Annotated in this window: 13 protein-coding genes; 6 read left to right on the top strand and 7 right to left on the bottom strand. The window is 75.3% G+C overall.

All coding sequences use genetic code 11. The features are described from left to right. Window positions 1-136 precede the first annotated feature (136 nt). The 3 genes from ACZ51D_RS22850 (at window position 137) to ACZ51D_RS22840 (ending at window position 4370) form a co-directional block, all read left to right on the top strand. The gene (locus ACZ51D_RS22850) at window positions 137-2551 is read left to right on the top strand and encodes a xanthine dehydrogenase family protein molybdopterin-binding subunit (RefSeq protein WP_465663400.1); all 2415 of its coding nucleotides are present in this window, start codon (window positions 137-139) and stop codon (window positions 2549-2551) included. A 41-nt stretch (window positions 2552-2592) separates the two neighbouring features. Next, window positions 2593-3054 (top strand): (2Fe-2S)-binding protein, encoded by a 462-nt coding sequence (locus ACZ51D_RS22845; RefSeq protein ID WP_360493692.1) that lies wholly within the window; start codon window positions 2593-2595, stop codon window positions 3052-3054. Between the two features lie 170 nt (window positions 3055-3224). Then, window positions 3225-4370, top strand: a complete 1146-nt coding sequence (locus tag ACZ51D_RS22840) for a helix-turn-helix domain-containing protein (RefSeq protein WP_465663399.1) — start codon at window positions 3225-3227, stop codon at window positions 4368-4370. Here the strand turns inward: ACZ51D_RS22840 and ACZ51D_RS22835 are convergent. From ACZ51D_RS22835 to ACZ51D_RS22810, 6 genes are all read right to left on the bottom strand, one after another. Further along, window positions 4360-4965 (bottom strand): TIGR03086 family metal-binding protein, encoded by a 606-nt coding sequence (locus ACZ51D_RS22835; protein WP_465617859.1) that lies wholly within the window; start codon window positions 4963-4965, stop codon window positions 4360-4362. The genes ACZ51D_RS22840 and ACZ51D_RS22835 overlap by 11 nt on opposite strands. 152 nt (window positions 4966-5117) lie before the next feature. Next, window positions 5118-5873, bottom strand: a complete 756-nt coding sequence (locus tag ACZ51D_RS22830) for an SDR family NAD(P)-dependent oxidoreductase (RefSeq protein ID WP_465617857.1) — start codon at window positions 5871-5873, stop codon at window positions 5118-5120. 395 nt (window positions 5874-6268) lie between these two features. Continuing rightward, window positions 6269-7036 carry a transglycosylase family protein gene (locus tag ACZ51D_RS22825; protein WP_465617855.1) on the bottom strand — a complete coding sequence of 256 codons (768 nt, stop codon included), beginning with the start codon at window positions 7034-7036 and terminating at the stop codon, window positions 6269-6271. Window positions 7037-7590: 554 nt separating this feature from the next. After that, complete coding sequence (locus ACZ51D_RS22820; protein WP_360494158.1) at window positions 7591-8259, bottom strand: response regulator transcription factor; 669 nt, start codon at window positions 8257-8259, stop codon at window positions 7591-7593. A gap of 157 nt (window positions 8260-8416) precedes the next feature. After that, complete coding sequence (locus ACZ51D_RS22815) at window positions 8417-10102, bottom strand: sensor histidine kinase (RefSeq protein ID WP_465663398.1); 1686 nt, start codon at window positions 10100-10102, stop codon at window positions 8417-8419. 111 nt (window positions 10103-10213) lie between these two features. Then, the gene (locus tag ACZ51D_RS22810; RefSeq protein ID WP_465663397.1) at window positions 10214-12634 is read right to left on the bottom strand and encodes a SpoIIE family protein phosphatase; all 2421 of its coding nucleotides are present in this window, start codon (window positions 12632-12634) and stop codon (window positions 10214-10216) included. A 202-nt stretch (window positions 12635-12836) separates the two neighbouring features. Between ACZ51D_RS22810 and ACZ51D_RS22805 the strand changes: the two genes are divergently transcribed. The 3 genes from ACZ51D_RS22805 to ACZ51D_RS22795 all read left to right on the top strand — a co-directional run bounded on the left by ACZ51D_RS22805 (window position 12837) and on the right by ACZ51D_RS22795 (window position 15303). Next, window positions 12837-13169, top strand: a complete 333-nt coding sequence (locus tag ACZ51D_RS22805; protein WP_465617844.1) for a DUF4326 domain-containing protein — start codon at window positions 12837-12839, stop codon at window positions 13167-13169. A 141-nt stretch (window positions 13170-13310) separates the two neighbouring features. After that, the gene (locus ACZ51D_RS22800) at window positions 13311-14627 is read left to right on the top strand and encodes an outer membrane protein assembly factor BamB family protein (RefSeq protein WP_465663396.1); all 1317 of its coding nucleotides are present in this window, start codon (window positions 13311-13313) and stop codon (window positions 14625-14627) included. Between the two features lie 40 nt (window positions 14628-14667). Continuing rightward, window positions 14668-15303, top strand: coding sequence for a nucleoside/nucleotide kinase family protein (locus ACZ51D_RS22795; protein WP_465617840.1), 636 nt, complete (start codon window positions 14668-14670; stop codon window positions 15301-15303). A gap of 72 nt (window positions 15304-15375) precedes the next feature. Here the strand turns inward: ACZ51D_RS22795 and ACZ51D_RS22790 are convergent, their stop codons facing one another. Beyond that, complete coding sequence (locus ACZ51D_RS22790) at window positions 15376-16209, bottom strand: DNA-formamidopyrimidine glycosylase family protein (RefSeq protein WP_465617838.1); 834 nt, start codon at window positions 16207-16209, stop codon at window positions 15376-15378. Window positions 16210-16228 lie beyond the last annotated feature (19 nt).

Genomic DNA, 16228 nt, shown 5'->3' with positions numbered 1-16228 from the left:
GCCGAACGCTGCAAAAGCCCCATCAGCCAGTCCAGGGGCCAACTTTGACCGTGTTGACCCGTCAGTAGCGCCCTTTTATGCTCAACGGCGTTCGCGATCCGGCACCGGGGCCGGGGCCCCGTGCCCGCCCGATCCGGTGCCGTCTCCGGCTCGAAGGGCCCCTCCCATCAGCACCTCCATCGCCCCCTCGGACTCCACCGGCCACCCGGGCGACGCCGGACACCCCCGCACCCTCCGCCGCCGGGGCCGGGCCACCGAGGCCACCGGAGCACGGACTGCCGGAGCACGGACTGCCGGAGCCGCACCCGCCGAGGCCGAGCCCGCCGGTCGCCGCCGCTTCCTCACCTACCTGCTGGCCGCGCCCACCCTCACCGTCGCCGCCCGCCTCGGCCTCGACGCCGCCGCCCCCGCCACCGCGCAGGCCGCCACCCCGGGCAGCGGACAGGCCGTCCACGCCGCCGAGGCCGCCCGGGACGCCGCCGCGCCCCCGCAGTTGCTCGGCCTGCCCGGCATCCCGGACATCGTCGACCTCGGCGACGCGATGATCCTCGCCGGACTGCCGACCTCGCACCTGCTGGTCCTCGAAGTCACCCCCGCCGGACGCGCCGCGCTGTACCTGCCCCGGCTGGAGGTCGGCCAGGGCCTGACCACCGCGATCGCGATGCTGGTCGCCGAGGAGCTCGACGCCCGGCTCACCGACGTGGACGTGCCGCTCTCCGACGGCCGCCCCGAACTGCTCTTCAACCAGCTGACCGGCGGCTCCAACTCCATCCGCTCGCTGTACGACCCGGTGCGCGGCGCGGCCGCCGCCGCCCGCGCCCGGCTGGTGACCGCCGCCGCCAGGCGCTGGAACGTTCCCGCGACCACGCTGCGCACCGCCGACTCCGCCGTCCTCGCCCCCGACGGCCGCCGGCTCGGCTACGGCGGACTCGCCGCCGACGCCGCCGCGATCGCCACGCCCGCCGTCCCCGCCCTCCCCAAGGCCGCCGACCAGCTGCGGCTGGTCGGCAGGCCGACCGGCCGGATCGACGCCCGCGACATCGTCACCGGCCGCGCCAAGTACACCGGGGACCTGCAGATCCCGGGCGCCGTACCGACGGTGGTCGCCCGCCCCACCACCGTCAACGGCACCCTCAGGTCCCTGGACGCCTCCGCCGCCCGCGCCATGCCGGGGGTGCTGGGCGTGGTGCAGATCCCGAGCGGCGTCGCCGTCCTCGCCGAGACCTTCGACCAGGCACTCAAGGCCCGCGACGCGCTGCGCACCACCTGGAACCCGGGCCCGGTCGCGGGGCTGTCCACCGACGACGTCAGGGAGCGGCTGCGCGCCGCCCACCTGCCCTTCCTCCCCCCGCCGCTGCTCGCCCAGCACCTGGACGCGGAGTTCGACTTCGCCTTCGTCAACCACGCCCCGATGGAGGTGCTCACCGCCGTCGCCGACGTCCGGCCGAACCGGGCCGAGCTGTGGTTCGCCGCGCAGAGCCCGATCGTCGCCCAGCACACCATCGCCGCCGAACTCGGCCTGCCGCAGGACGCCGTCACCGTCCACGTGGTGCGCGGCGGCGGCTCGTTCGGCCGGCGGCTGTTCTTCGACGCCGCCCTGGAGGCCGCCCGGATCTCCAAGGCCGCCGGCCGCCCGGTCAAGCTGATGTGGACCCGCAACGACGACATGCGGCACGGCCGGATGCGCCCGGCCAGCCACCACCGGATCCGGGCCGTCTACGGACTCGACCACGTGCTCAGCTGGGAGCACCGCGCCGCCAGTGTGCAGACCGACTTCGGCCACGGCCTCGGCGACGCCCTCACCGCCGCCGGCTACAACCTCCCGCTGGCCGGGCTCACCACCTCCGAGCTGTTCTTCCTGCTCACCGAGAAGAACCCGTACAACGTCGGCATCCCCACCCAGCTGCTCGCCGAGGTCCCACTGGACCTGCACACCGGCAGCTGGCGCTCGGTCTACTCGGGCACCGTCCGGGTCTCCGACGAGATCGTGATGGACGAACTGGCTCGTCGGATGGGCCAGGACGAGGTCGCCTTCCGCCGCGCCCGGCTGCGCAGCCACGCCGGACAGGCCGTCCTGGACACCGTCGCCGCGAAGGGGAACTGGGGCCGCCCGATGCCCCCCGGCCAGGCCCAGGGCATCGGCTACCACGACGACAACGGCGGCATCGCCGCGTACCTGGTCGAACTGGACGCCACCGACCGCGTCAACCCCCGGGTCACCAAGGCGGTGGTCGCCGCCGACGTCGGCCGGGTCATCAACCCCACCGGTCTGGAGGCCCAGTTGACCGGCGCGCTGGTCGACGGCATCTCGGTGATCCTCCAGGCCGGCAACCACCTCGACAACGGCGCGTTCCGGGAAGGAAGTTACGGCGACTTCCACTACGCCCGGCAGCGGCACACCCCGCCGGTGGTCGAGATCCACCTGATGCCGCCGAGCGGACCGCCGGGCGGCGCCGGCGAGTTGGGCGTCCCGGCGGCCTGCGCCGCGGTCGCCAACGCCTACGCCCGCGCGACCGGCACCAGCCCGCGCACCTTCCCCATCAACTTCTGAACCAGCCGACGACCTTCAAGAGCCGAGGATCCCGACTCCCCATGCCCACCCACACCTTCGTCCTCAACGGGCAGCCCGTCACCGTCGAGGCCCCGGACGACATGCCGCTGCTCTGGGTGCTGCGCGACAAACTCGGTGTCACCGGCCCCAAGTACGGCTGCGGGGTGGGCGTCTGCCGCGCCTGCACCAGCCACCTCGACGGCCAGGAGTTCCAGCCCTGCACCCGGTCCGTCAAGGACTGCGCGGGCCACACCGTCACCACCATCGAGGGCCTCGCCGACGGCGAGACCCTGCACCCCGTCCAGGAGGCCTGGCTCTCCTGCGACGTCGCCCAGTGCGGCTTCTGCCAGCCCGGGCAGATCATGGCGGCCGTCGCGCTGCTGCGCCGCACGCCCAACCCGACGGACGCGGACATCGACCAGATCCAGAACGTCTGCCGCTGCGGCACCTACCCGCGCATCCGCGAGGCGATCAAGCAGGCGGCCGCCCACCAGCCGCACTGACCCGCGCGTGCCCCGGGCCCGGCGGGCGGGGCACCCGGCGACCAGCACCGGCCGACAACCTTCACCGCCGCCGCCGAACACGCTTCCCCCGCCGCCGCCCGCGACTATGATCCGTACGCAACAAAGGCCGTCGCGGGTGGTTCTGACACTGTCTGACAACAGGGGGCGTCATGGCGGATCAGGAAGCGCAATCCGGAGGAACCGCACAGCCTCGGTGCGAGGAGGACTTCGCAGCCGAACTGCGCACGCTCCGCCTGGACGCCGGCCAGCCCTCGTTCCGCACGATGGCGAGGGCCGTCGGCTGCATCTCGCACACCACGCTCTTCGAGGCGGTCACCGGCTCGCGCCTTCCGTCCTGGCCCACGACCAGGGCCTTCGTCCGGGCCTGCGGCGGAGACGAGGAGGAGTGGCACCACCGCTGGAGAACCGCCGCCGACGGCGGGAAGCCGCCCGCCGCTCCGGCCCCGTCTCCCCCTCCCACTCCCTCGGCCCCCGCTCCTCCGGCCCTCGCCCTTCCGGCTCCGGCCGGCCCGGTTCCGGCCGGCCCGGTTCCGTTGCCGCGGCCCGCCACGTTCCCGGCCGCTCCCCGCCGGGGACTTCCCCGGCTCTGGACCCACGCGTTCAGCCTGCTCCTCGGCCTGGTGCTCGGCGTGTCGGGCACGCTCGGCCTGGTCGCCACCCGGGCGCCCGACGCCTCGCTCGACGCCGACAACTGCCCTTCCGCGCACGGTGATTCACCCAGCCCCGAGCCACAGCCGGAGGCCCGCGGATCCTCGGCCGACCTTTCGGCACTGTCCTGGGTGGCCCACACCGCCGTCGAACAACAGGACATCCCCAGCACCGAGTTGGCCCTCCCGGTGCGGGCCGCGGCGGCCCCGGGGGACGCCCTGGTCGTGTCGATGATGCTGACCACCACCTGTCCCGGCCCGGTCACGGTCACCGACAGCCACGACGACCGGTTCCAGCTCGTCGGGGACGTGACCGACTCGCTGCGCCGCCGGGTCCTCGTCCTCGCCGCCTTCGCCGCCTCGGCGCTGACCACCGCCGACTCCATCCGCGCCACCTACCCGCGCGCGAGCACCTCCCACGTCTCCGTGGACGAGTTCCGTGGCGCCACCACCGTCAGCACCACCGCCCGCTCCCTCGCCACTGCCACCGCCACCACTGCCACTGCCACCGCCTTCGACCACTGCAACGCCGCAGGCAGGGCCGCCTCCCCGTGGGGAACCGCGTCGGCCGTACTGCGGCGGGACGGCCTCGGCCGACGGCCGGGCCGACTCCGTTCGACCGTCCCCGCCGCCCCGGTCACCCGGTGACCGGCGCCGCCGGGTCGCGGCCGAAGAACGCGGCGAGCCGGTCGTACGGCGGCGCGTCCTCGGGCACGGCGACGGCCGGGCCGAAGGCGTGGTGGTCCTCCTCGGCGCCGCGGTACTCGGGCTTGAGCGCGCCCTCGGCCCAGGCCAGCGCGGCGAGCGCGACCTCGTGGTCCAGGCCCTCGGTGGACTGCCCGGTGGCTCGGGCCAAGTCCCAGTCGTGGACGGCGAATTCGGCGATCTGCTGGTCCACCGGGAAGCGCGCCGGCACGGTGCCGCCCCCGGGCATCTCCAGTGTCCCGCCGAGGTCGCCGGCCGCGCGCCAGGCGTCGGCCAGCTCCTCGGCCCCGGCTTCGAAGGCGTGCAGCCAGTCCTCCTCGACGCGTTCGAAGGGCTGCGACCAGTCCGGCTGCCCGCCCTTCGCCCGTACGGTGAACTGCCGCAGGTCGTGGAGCAGATGGCTGACCAGGTCGCCGACGTCCCAGGAACGGCAGGGGGTCGGATGGCCGGCCAGTTCGACGCCGGTGCCGTCGATCAGCCCGGCGGTCTGCGCGAGGGCCCGGGCGAGCAGTCCGATCGGGTCTTCCGCTGCGGTCATGGCACACCTCTCGGTCGGGGCACGGGTCGTGCCGGGCGATCGTAAGCGCGAGCGCCGACGACCGCCCGGCACGACACCTCCCCCGTGGGTGGACGGGTCGAGGGCCGTCCACCGCGCGGGTCAGGCCGCGAAGCCGCCGTCCACCGCGCGGGTCAGGCCGCGAAGCCGCCGTCCACCGCCAGCTCCGCGCCCGTCACGTACCGGCCGTCCTCGCCGACCAGGTAGGCGACGGCGGCCGCGACCTCCGCGGCGGTCCCGAAGCGGCCGAGCGCGGTGAGCCCGGCCTGGAACTCCGCCGCCGGTCCGTCGGCGGGGTTCATGTCGGTGTCGATCGGGCCCGGGTGCACCAGGTTGGCGGTGATCCCGCGCGGGCCGAGCTCCCGGGCCAGCGCCTTGGTGAGCCCGATCAGCGCGGCCTTGCTGGTCGCGTACAGCGTGGCGCCGGGGAAGGCGACCCGCTTGGCGATGCAGCTGCCGATGGTGACGACCCGTCCGCCCTCGGCCAGGTGTGCGGAGGCCGCCTGGGCGAACAGGAAGGGCGCCCGGACGTTCACCTCCAGCACCCGGTCGACGTCGGCCGGAGCCAGCTCGCCGATCGGGCCGAGGGCGCCGACACCGGCGTTGTTCACCAGGACGTCCAGTCGCCCGAACCGTTCGGCGACCGCCGCCACCGCGGCCTGTATCGCCTGCGGGTCTGCGCTGTCCGCGCGGACGGCCCAGCCGGTCCGCCCCATCGCGGTGATCTTCGCGGCGACCTCCTCGGCCCGCTCCGCGCCGCCCTGGTAGGTCAGCACCACATCGGCGCCGTCCTCGGCCAGCCGCAGCGCGACCGCCGCCCCGATCCCCCTGCTGCCGCCGGTCACCAGGGCCACCTTGCCGTCGAGCACCGCGGTTCCGTTCATCGTCATATCTCCAGAACTCCTCGTTCCGATCTCGGACATGACTCGATCCTGGTCCGAGGCGCGGCAAACCTCCGGCGGGATTCGGACGTCGCGTTGAACCTTCAACCATGCTTCGAAGCGCCCCCGCACCCCGGCGTGCGCGCCGCCTACCGGTCGTGCGACCCGACGGCCGGCCGCCCCGTGCGATTCGACCCGCCGCCCGCCGTCCCGGACCAGCGGGCGCCGCCCCGGGAACGCACCGCGCCGAGCGGCCGCCCCCCGCACAGGGGGCAGCCGCTCGGCCGGGTCGCGAGGCTCCGTCGGAGGCTGGGTCGGGCACTCCGTCGCAGGCCCGCTCGGAACCTCCGTCAGATGGTTGCGGGCCGTCAGACGGCTTGCGGGTGTCAGACGGTTGCGGGCCGTCAGACGGTCAGGGTCTGGCCCGGGAAGATCAGGTCCGGGTTGCCACCGATGACGCGCACGTTCTGCTGGTAGAGGTGGTCGGTGTCGACGCTGAACTTGGCCGCGATGTCACTCAGGGTGTCACCGCTCTTGACGGTGTAGCTGCCGCCGGCGCTGTTCGTCGGCGCGGCCGGCGCGGACTGCACCGGCTTGGCGGACGGACGTCCCGGTGCCGGGTCGGCGGCCTGGGGCGCCTGCTGCTTGGCCATCGGAGCCATCGGGGCCGCCGGGGCCGGCTTGGCCACGGGCTTCGCCGCCTTGGTCGCCGGCTTGGCGGCGGGCGTGGCGGCCGGCGCGGCGTTCGAGGAGGTGTCGACGGCGGCGGGGGCACCACCCTTGCTCAGGCCCGCCTTCTTCGAGCAGACCGGCCAGGCGCCCGGGCCCTGCGAGGCGAGCACCTTCTCGGCGACCGCGATCTGCTGCGCCCTGGTCGCCTGGTTGGCCTGGGGGGCGTACGCGGTGCCGCCGTACGCCTTCCAGGTGCCGGGGGAGAACTGCAGGCCGCCGTGGAACCCGTTGCCGGTGTTGATGCTCCAGTTGCCGCCGCTCTCGCACTGGGCGACGGAGTCCCAGGCGGAGGCCGGTGCGGCGGAGGCCGACGTGGCCGTGACGAGGCCGACCACCGGCAGGGCCGCGGCGGCGGCGCCCGCGACGACCGCCATCCGCACGCGGTTGCGCTTGGTGGTGGTGGTCTCGGTGGCAGCGGCGGTCTCGTGACGGGGATTCATACAGATCCTCTCGACAAGCCCCGGGCGGGCAGGCGGAACCAGGCCCGGGACATGGGCCGGTGGTGTCCGCTCACCTCACTCGACGGGCGGCCGGGCACGTGTCGGACGTACCGTGCCGCCCCGGTCACCCTCCGCTCGCCGGGGCCGGTTCGAGCCGGCCTGGTCGGCGGCACCGCCCTCGCGCCGTGGGTCAGTCGGCGGGCAGTGCGTCGGGGTGAACCCGGGTGGCGCTCGTTGCGCCGCCAATGAAGCTAGGGGGCATCCCCCGGGCTCAGCAAGCAATTCTTCGACGTCGCAGGTCAGTTGACTGTTACCGGCGGTATCGATCAAGAAACGGCGCCCGGTTTGACCGGGTTTGACCGGGTTTTCGAGATCAAATGATCAGATCCCGTGCCCTCGCTCACATCTGTCCATTCGCGAGATCCGGCACACCATCCACTCATGGCGACCGCGAACTGACGCACCGTCACCAGTACACCCGGAGTTCCCGGCTCCACGGAGCCGCCGAGTGGCATCCACCACACCGACCACGTTCCGTGAGCGCGCGAATGCGCTCAGCTCCGCCCGTCGAGCTCCGCGTCCCGCGCCAGCAGCGCGGCCTGGACCCGGTTCTCGCAGCCCAGCTTGGCCAGGATCCGGCTCACGTAGGTCTTCACCGTCGCCTCGCTCATGTGGATCCGGGCCCCCGCGTCGGCGTTGGACAGGCCCTCGCCGAGCAGCGCCAGCACCTCCAGCTCGCGCGCGGTGAGCACCTCCAGCCGGCGCCGGGCCGCGGCGCTGCGGGCGGCCAGCGAGCCGCTGTGCCCGGCCGCCAGCGAGTCGACGATGTGTCGGGTGGCGGCCGGGGAGAGGAAGGCGTTCCCGCCGGCGGCCGCCCGGACGGCCTGGATCAGCTCGTTCGGCGCGGTGTCCTTGAGCAGGAAGCCGGCGCCGCCCTCGGTCACGGCGCGCAGGACGTTCTCGCGCTCCCCGAAGGTGGTGAGGATCAGCGCCCGCGCGCCGGGGGCGACCCTCGCCAGCTCCCCGAGCGCCGTCAGTCCGTCCATCACCGGCATCTGGATGTCCAGCAGCACCACGTCCACCCGGTGCGCCCGGGCCAGCTCCAGCGCCTCCCGGCCGTCGGCGGCCTCGGCGACCACCTCGATGTCGTCGGCGGAGCCGAGGATCATCCTGATGCCGGCCCGGATCAGCGGCTCGTCGTCGGCGACGAGGACTCGGATCACGCTGGTCATTCCCCTCGAACGGTCTTTCGGGTGCGGGACCATCCTCACATCTCCGCCGCCCGGCCCGGACCGCCGGTCCCCCCGGCCTTGGCCCCCGGCGACCCGACCCCCGCCCCCGATCCCCCCAGCCCCGACCCCGACCCGGGCACACGCGCGATCAGTCCTTGGCGACGTACTCCTGCTTGTCCACCAGCACCCCGTCCCGGAAGCAGAACCGCGCCACGTGCTGCTCGTTCCAGGTCTCACCGGGCGGGCCGCCCAGGAGGTACCAGCGGCACCGCGCGCCCTCCGGCAGGGTCGGCCCGGTGCGCTTGTAGTCGTCGGTGAAGAAGCCGTTGCCGGACGGCAGTTCGCGCAGCACCGCGGCCTCGGCCGTGCCGACCTCGATCCGGTCGTACCGCGTCTTCTTCACCGTCGCGTCGCGGCTGCCGTCGACGAAGGCCACGACCCCCCAGACCAGCAGCCCCAGCACGGTCAGCCCGACCGCCACCACGCCGACCGCGCAGCCCATCGCCGGACTGCGCCGCTTGCCGTCCGCCTCGTCGGCCGGCAGGCCCTCGAACACCCAGTCGTCCGCCCCGGCCGCGGCGGCGGCGCCCTCCGTGTCGCCCTCCGTCCCCTCGTACGGCAGTACGGCGGCCAGCCGGAAGCCGTGCTCCGGCGTCGGCCCGGCGTGCACCATGCCGCCGACCAGCCTCGCGCGCTCCCGCAACCCGGTGAGCCCCTGACCGCCGCTCACGGCCTGGCCCGCTCCGGCGCGCACGCCCACCAGCTCCGGCGCGCGCGTGTTGGTGACCTCCACCACCAGCGCGTCCGGCTCGTACCGGAGCGCGACGCCGATCGGCGCGCCGGGGGCGTGCTTGTGCGCATTGGTGAGCGCCTCCTGCACGATCCGGTACGCCGCGTGGTCGACCGCGGCCGGCAGCGGGCGCCGCTCGCCCTCCCGGCTGAGCGTCACCTCCGCCCCGGCCGCCCGGGAGGACTGCAGCAGCCCGTCGATCCCGTCCACCCCGCCCCGGGCGGGCGCCGCGGCCGCCGCCCCCACCACGGGCGGTGCCCCCGCCGTGGGCCGCGCCGCCGTCGACTCGTCGTGCAGCACCCCGACCACCTCGCGCAGCTCGCGCATCGCCGCGACCGCCGCCTGCCGCAGCACCCCGACCGCCTCCCGCTGCCGGTCGGTGAGCGCACGGTCCACCTCCAGCGCGCCCGAGTGCACCGAGATCAGCGCCAGCTGGTGGCCCAGGCTGTCGTGCATGTCCTGGGCTATCCGGTGCCGCTCGCGCAGCCGTGCCTGGTGCACCACCATGACCCGCTCGCGCAGCAGCTGGTCGTTGCGCTCGCGCAGCGCGTCCAGCAGGGCGCGCCGCTGCGCGCGGTAGCGGCCGTACAGGGCGGGCAGCACGGCGAGCACCAGGAAGGTGCCCAGCGACAGCCCGAGGACCAGCTTGGGCGAGACCGAGGAGGCGTCCTTCAGTACGCCCGTCACGACGAACAGCGCCCAGCCCAGGACGAAGGTGCCGACCAGCGTCCAGGCCCGGCGGATCCGCGCCCCGGCCGTCCAGCCCGCGCAGACCAGCAGCAGCACCGGACCCCCCGACCAGCCGGAGGCCGCCGCGGCGGCGAGCAGCACGGTGGCCGGCAGCCCCCGCCGCAGCACCCACAGCGCCGCGACGCCGAGGCCGAAGGGCACCGCCAGGCCGGTGCCGGCAAGGGTCTCCAGCAGGGCGGCCAGACCGCCCATCAGCAGGGCGAGCGCGGCCTCGCCCACCACCCGCCGGGGCCGCCAGGGCCCCGGCAGCGCCGTCCGTACCGCCTTCTTCCAGGCCCGTGCGATCGCATCCACCCGCCGAGGCTAACCGGCCGGCCGACGCCCGCGCCGTCCTCCTTCGTCGCCGCCGGCACCGACGAAAGTCGCCTGGTCACGTCCACCGGTGAGGTCCGCCCGGACGCCCGCTCAGCCGAAGGCCGTCAGCAGCAGCGCCACGTCGTCCACCCGGCGGGTCGAGCCGACCTCGCGCAGCAGCCGCTCGGCCGCCTCCTCCAGCCCCTCCCCCGCCGGGGCCCGGGCCAGCGCGGCGCGCAGCCGGTCCACGCCCTGGTCGATCGCCACCGCCGGGTCCTCGACCAGCCCGTCCGTGTACAGCGCGAGCACCGCGCCCGGCCGCAGCCGCAGTTCGCTGACCGGGTACTCGGCCCGCTCGTCCACGCCGAGCAGCGGTCCACCCGCCACGTACAGCGCCTCGGCCCGCCCGCCCGGGTGGCGCAGCACCGGCGGCAGGTGCCCGGCGCGGGCGATCCGGGCGGCGCCGTCGGCCGGGGTGAGCCGGACCAGGCAGCAGCTGGCGAGCAGCCCGGGGTCGAGGTCGAGCAGCAGCCGGTTGGTGCGCGCGAGCACCTGGTCGGGCGGGTCGCCGCCGGTCGCGAAGGCGCGGACGGCGCTGCGCAGCTGGCCCATCGCGGCGGCGGCGGCGACGCTGTGGCCCTCGACGTCGCCGATCACCAGGGTGACGTCACGGCCGGTGACGATCACGTCGTACCAGTCGCCGCCGATCTCCATCCCCTGGGTTCCGGGCAGGTAGCGGGCGGTGATCCGGATGCCGGGCACCTCGGGCAGCCGGTGCGGCAGCAGCGCCTGCTGCAGGCCGCGGGCCAGGGCGAACTCCGCGTCGTACAGCCGGGCGCGCTCCAGGGCCTGGGCGATGAAGCCGCCCAGGGCGGTGAGCAGGCCGCGTTCCTCGACGGTGAACGGGTGCGGGCGGTCGAAGCCGAGGATGCAGCTGCCGACCGGGCGGCCGGAGGCGATCAGCGGCAGGAAGGCCCAGGCGCCCATCTCGTCGAGGGCCAGGCCCGGGTAGGCGGCGGAGAGGTCCCGCACCGACTCGAAGAAGATCGGGGTGCCGGTGCTGAGCGTTTCCGCGCCGGGGACGCGGGCGTCGATCGGGGTGCCCTCGAAGGTGTCCAGGAAGCCGTCCGGGTAGCCGCTCTGCGAGACCAGGTGCAGGTGCTTGTCGCGCACCGTGTAGATGGCGAGTTCCTGGCCGCCGAAGGCCGGCAGGATCTCCTCGGCCACCGCCCGGCACACGTCGCGCACGGTGACCGCCTCGGTGAGCGCGCTGGCGAGCTGGAGCAGGTGGTGGGTGCCGCCGACGTCGGTGCGGGCGGCCGACGGCGGCCCGGTCGGCGGCTCGGCGGCGCCGGGCAGGGGTTCGGCGGCGACGACCCGGCCGGTGACGCCGTGCGCGTCGGGGTAGAGCGAGAAGGCGAGCCAGCCGTCCGGTGGGCGGGCCGCCAGGAAGGTGGTGGGCCGCTGGGAGAGCAGCGCCGCGCGGTAGCGGTGCTCGTAGAAGGGATCGGCGAGCCAGGGCAGGACGTCCCAGGGGTGGTGGCCGATCAGGTCCTCGCGGCGGGCCCGCAGCAGGGGCTCGGTGGCACGGTTGGCGTAACCGATCCGACCGTCCAGGTCGAGCGAGAACACGCCCTCGTGCAGCCGCTCGACGGCGGCCGCGGCGGCGGTCAGGCTCCGGACGTCCAGCACGGCGCCCACCAGGTGGGTCCGGCCGTCCGAGATCGCCGCGGGCACCCGCGCCCACAGCTCCACCGGGAACGGCAGGCCGTCCGGCCCGAGCACCCGGACCCGGGCGGCCAGCACCTCGCCGTGCTCCAGCGCGGTCCGGGCGGCGGCCCGGAACTCCGGCAGGTCACCGGGGGCGACCCGGCGGTTCAGGGCGGCCACCGTGCCGTCGAACTCCCCCGGCCCGAACCCGAAGATCTCCCGGAACCGCGTGTCGGCGGAGAGCGCCCCGGTGACCACGTTCCAGTCGAACAGCCCGACCCGGGTGGTCGGCACCGACGGCGGCGGCAGTTCGACCACGGCCGCCTCCTCACCCGGCTCCACGGACTGCCCGGCCTCCGCCAACTCGGCCAGCCTGTCGCCCAGTTCGGCGGCGACGGCGGCGAGTTCCGGGCCCGCCGGCCCCGGCACCCCGTCGTCCGAGGCGGGCCACAGCGCGCTCAGCACCCCGAACCGCTCGGGGCCGTGCCCCACCGGCACGCAGGCCGAGGCGAAGTCGTACGGCAGGCCGACCGCGAGCTGCGGGAAGCGCCGCATGGTGTCCTCGGAGTCGGACAGGACGATCTCGTGCCCGGTCCGGAAGCAGACCGCGACCGGCAGCGGCCCGGCCGCCGCGATCCGCCGGAACGGGGTCATCACCGACATCGGCACCCCCGCGATCGTGTGCAGCACCAGCGAGCGGCGGTCCCGCGAACGCAGGTGCACCATCGCGCCGTACGCCCCGGTGGAGCCGAGCACCCGGCGCACGGCGACCGCGAGCAGCTCGTCCCGTCGGCGGTCCGCTCCCTGGGCCGTTTCCCGCACGGATCGCGGAAGCTCCCGGCGCACCTGCGCGTCGGCTCCGGGCTCCCGCGGCCGGTCCGGCCCGGACCGCGCCCCAGGGTCCCCACCGGTCACATCCGGATGGCGCATGCTCTTTTGCTACGCCGGGCCCGGAACCGTGTCAAGGCGAGCCCGCTCCCGCCCCGGGCTGCCGGGCCGCCCCGCTTGCACCAGCATGGACGGCATGCCGAGCACGACCCGCCGCACCACCGTGGTCAACCTCAAGGGCCACCGCGACGACCCCGACTACGACGACGTCGTCTACGTCGGCCGCGCCATGCACCGCGGCGGCTGGCACCTCGCCGAGTCGCCGCTGCACTGCCCGTACCGCCCGGGCCCCGACCTCACCCGCGAGGAGATGGTCGCCGCGTACCGCGACCACCTCCTCGCCCGCCCCGACCTCCTCGCCCTCGTCCCGCCGCTGCGCGGTCACCGCCTCGGCTGCTGGTGCGCACCCCTGCCCTGCCACGCCGACGTCCTCGCCGACCTGGCGGACCACCCGCCGAAGAAGCCCTGACGCCCACCCCCGCACAGCCGCGTCCGTCTCTGCCCACGACGCCCGCCCCGCCTCTTCCACCGCTTCGGACGGTTCGGGGGCTGTTCGATATCCTCCGGGCGGGTGGCGGCGTGAGGCCGCCGGCGGGGAAGCGAGAGCCGTATGCAGTCGTCGTCCGAGGGGGCCGCGCGCGAGGCGTCGTGGCAGTGGGACGGGGAGGAGGACGGCAACGGGGAGGCGCCCGAGGACGTGATCGGCGGGGGCGGCGACGGGCCGCGGCTGAGCCGGCGCGGGATGCTGATCGGCGCCGGGGTGCTCGCGGCGGGCGGGGCCGTCTGGGCGTTGGGCCGTTCGGGTGCCGGCGGCGCCGTTGCGCCGAGGCCGACCAGGCCGCAACCGACCGCGCTCTCCGGCCCGACCCCGGCCTGGACCTACCGCGGCCCCCAGGCGATGACCCCGGAACGGCTCACCGACCCGCCGGGCCGCCCCGTCTACCTGTCCAAGACCGGCCTGCAGGTCCTCGACCCGGCCAACGGCACCGCCGCCCGGCTGCTGGTCTTCGACCCGCCGGAGAGCCGCGACTGGCCCAGCGACCTCGACATGCTCGGCAAGGTCGTGGTCGGGCCCGACCGCCTCTTCGCCACCACCTACGAGGGCCACCTCGAAGCCCGCCACTTCACCGACCCCGCCGCCGACTGGAGCCTTCCGCTGCCCGACGAGCTGGGGGGCACCCAGACCCGGCTCACCGGCTACGACCACGGCACCCTGTACGGCTACTCCTGGGCCGGCCCCCGGCCCCCGGAGGCCCCGTCGGATAACCGGCTGTTCGCCCTGCGGGTCGCCGACCGTTCCTTCCTCTGGTCCGTCCCCACCGAACGCGAGGAGCAGCCGGTCACCCCCGCCACCATGATCGGCGACAGCCTTCTGGCCTGTGTCCGCTTCCTCGGCAACCGCGCCGAGCTGGTGGCCCGGGACGCCGCCACCGGCCGGCAGCTGTGGACCGCCCCCGGCGACGAGGACCTGCGCTGGTGCGTCACCGGCTCGCAGGACGTCTACGTCCCCGACGGCAACGGCGGCGTGCGCGCGCTGCGCCCCACCGGCGAGCCCCGCTGGACGCACTCCCCCGCCCGGGGCGAGTCCTGGCGGGCGCTGCCGCCCGTCCCGGACGGCCCGCGGGTGTACGTCGCGCGCGACAACGGCATCGTCACCGGCCACGACGCGACCACCGGTGCCGTCGAGTGGACCTGCCGCCTGCCGTACCTGCTGGACCGCCGCACCCACCCCCTGGTCGCCGACCACACGCTGTTCGTGCCGGGTACGGCGGTCGGCGGGGTCAGCGCGATCCACACCGCGACCGGCGAGCTGGGGTGGACCTTCCGCGACTCGGGCCCCGGCCGGGACGTCTGGAGCCTCGCCGCCGACGGCGGCCACCTCTACGCGGGCCACGACGACATCCTGTACGCCCTCCCGCTGACCTGAGCGGCTCCACGAAGCGTCCACCAAGCGGCAGGATGGCCCGATGCAGGTACGCCCGATCTCCCCCGACAAGCTGGCCGAGCTGCTCGCCGACCGCATCACCGCCCTGCCCGACGCCGTCGGGCGCCGGCTGCGGGTGGCCGTCGACGGCGCCGCGGCCGCCCGCCCCGAGGCACTCGCCGACGCCCTGGTGGAACCGCTGCGGCTGCGCGGCCGCCCCACGCTGCGGGTGTCGGCGGCGGACTTCCTGCGCCCGGCCTCGATCCGGCTGGAGTACGGCCACCACGACGCGGACGCCTTCCACGACCTCTGGCTGGACGACGGCGCCCTGCTGCGCGAAGTCCTCGACCCGCTGGAGCCGGGCGGCAGCGGCCGTGTCCTGCCCTCCCTGCGCGACCCGGTCACCGACCGCTCCACCCGCGCTCCGTACGTCCGACTCCCGCCCGGCGGCGTCCTGTTGCTGGACGGCCGGCTCCTCCTCGGCCGCTGGCTGCCGCTGGACCTGACCGTCCACCTCGCCCTCACCCCGGCCGCCCTGGCCCGCCGCACCCCCGCCGACCAGCAGTGGACCCTCCCCGCCTTCGCCCGCTACGAGGCCGAAACCGCCCCCGCCGAAGCCGCCGACATCACCATCCGCATGGACGACCCCCGCCACCCCGCCCTGGTCGAACACCCGTAACCCCGGCGAACGCCCCGGCCCGCCACCCGCCGCCCCGGCCTGCCACCCTGCCGCCCTGGGCGGCCCGCACGCTCACCGCCCCGGCGGCCTGCCCCTCCCGGGGCGGGCGGGGGTCGGGGCGGGGCCGCGCTGGCAGTACGGGCACCAGAACACCGCCCGGTCCCGTGGGGGCGAGCCCTGCCGCCCGGTCACGACGGGGGTGACGCAGCGCGGGCAGGGCCGCCCGGCCCGGCCGTAGACCCAGTGCTGGTAGCCGGGCCTGGTGTCGCCGGTGGTGATGTGGCCGGGGCGCAGCTTGTTGGCGTCCAGCATCTGCCGGGCGCGCTCCACCAGCCGGTCGGGGTGCGGGAGTTCGCCGACCTCGGTCCACGGTGTCACGCCGGCCACGAAGCACAGCTCGTTGGCGTAGACATTGCCGATGCCGGCCAGGTTGCGCTGGTCGAGGAGGGCCTCGATGACCGGGCGGCCCGGGTGGGCGAGGAGACGGCGGACGGCCTCGACCGGGTCCCAGTCGGAGCCGAGCAGGTCCGGGCCGAGGTGGCCGACGATCCGCCGCTCGTCGGTGGTGCGCAGCAGTTCGACGACGGGCAGCCGGTAGCCGACGGCGGTGCCCCGTTCGGTGCCGAGGACGGCGCGGATCTGCCAGGCGGGGCCGCCGGTCCACCGTTCGCCGGGGCAGTAGACCTCCCAGCGGCCGTCCATCCGCAGGTGGGTGTGCAGGGTGAGGCCGCCTTCGAGGCGGGTGAGCAGGTGCTTGCCGCGCGGGGCGACCTCGAGCACCCGGCGGCCGGCGAGGTCGGCGGTGGCGTGGGCGGGCACCCGCAGGTCGGCGCTGGTCAGCTGTCGGCCGGCGAGGGCCTCGTGCAGCCGGGCCGCCACGCGGTAGACGGAGTCACCTTCTGGCATGTCTCCATTCTGGTCCGCG

This window comes from Kitasatospora sp. NPDC033851 (assembly GCF_055576085.1).
This window is presented reverse-complemented; position numbering and strand designations above follow the sequence as displayed.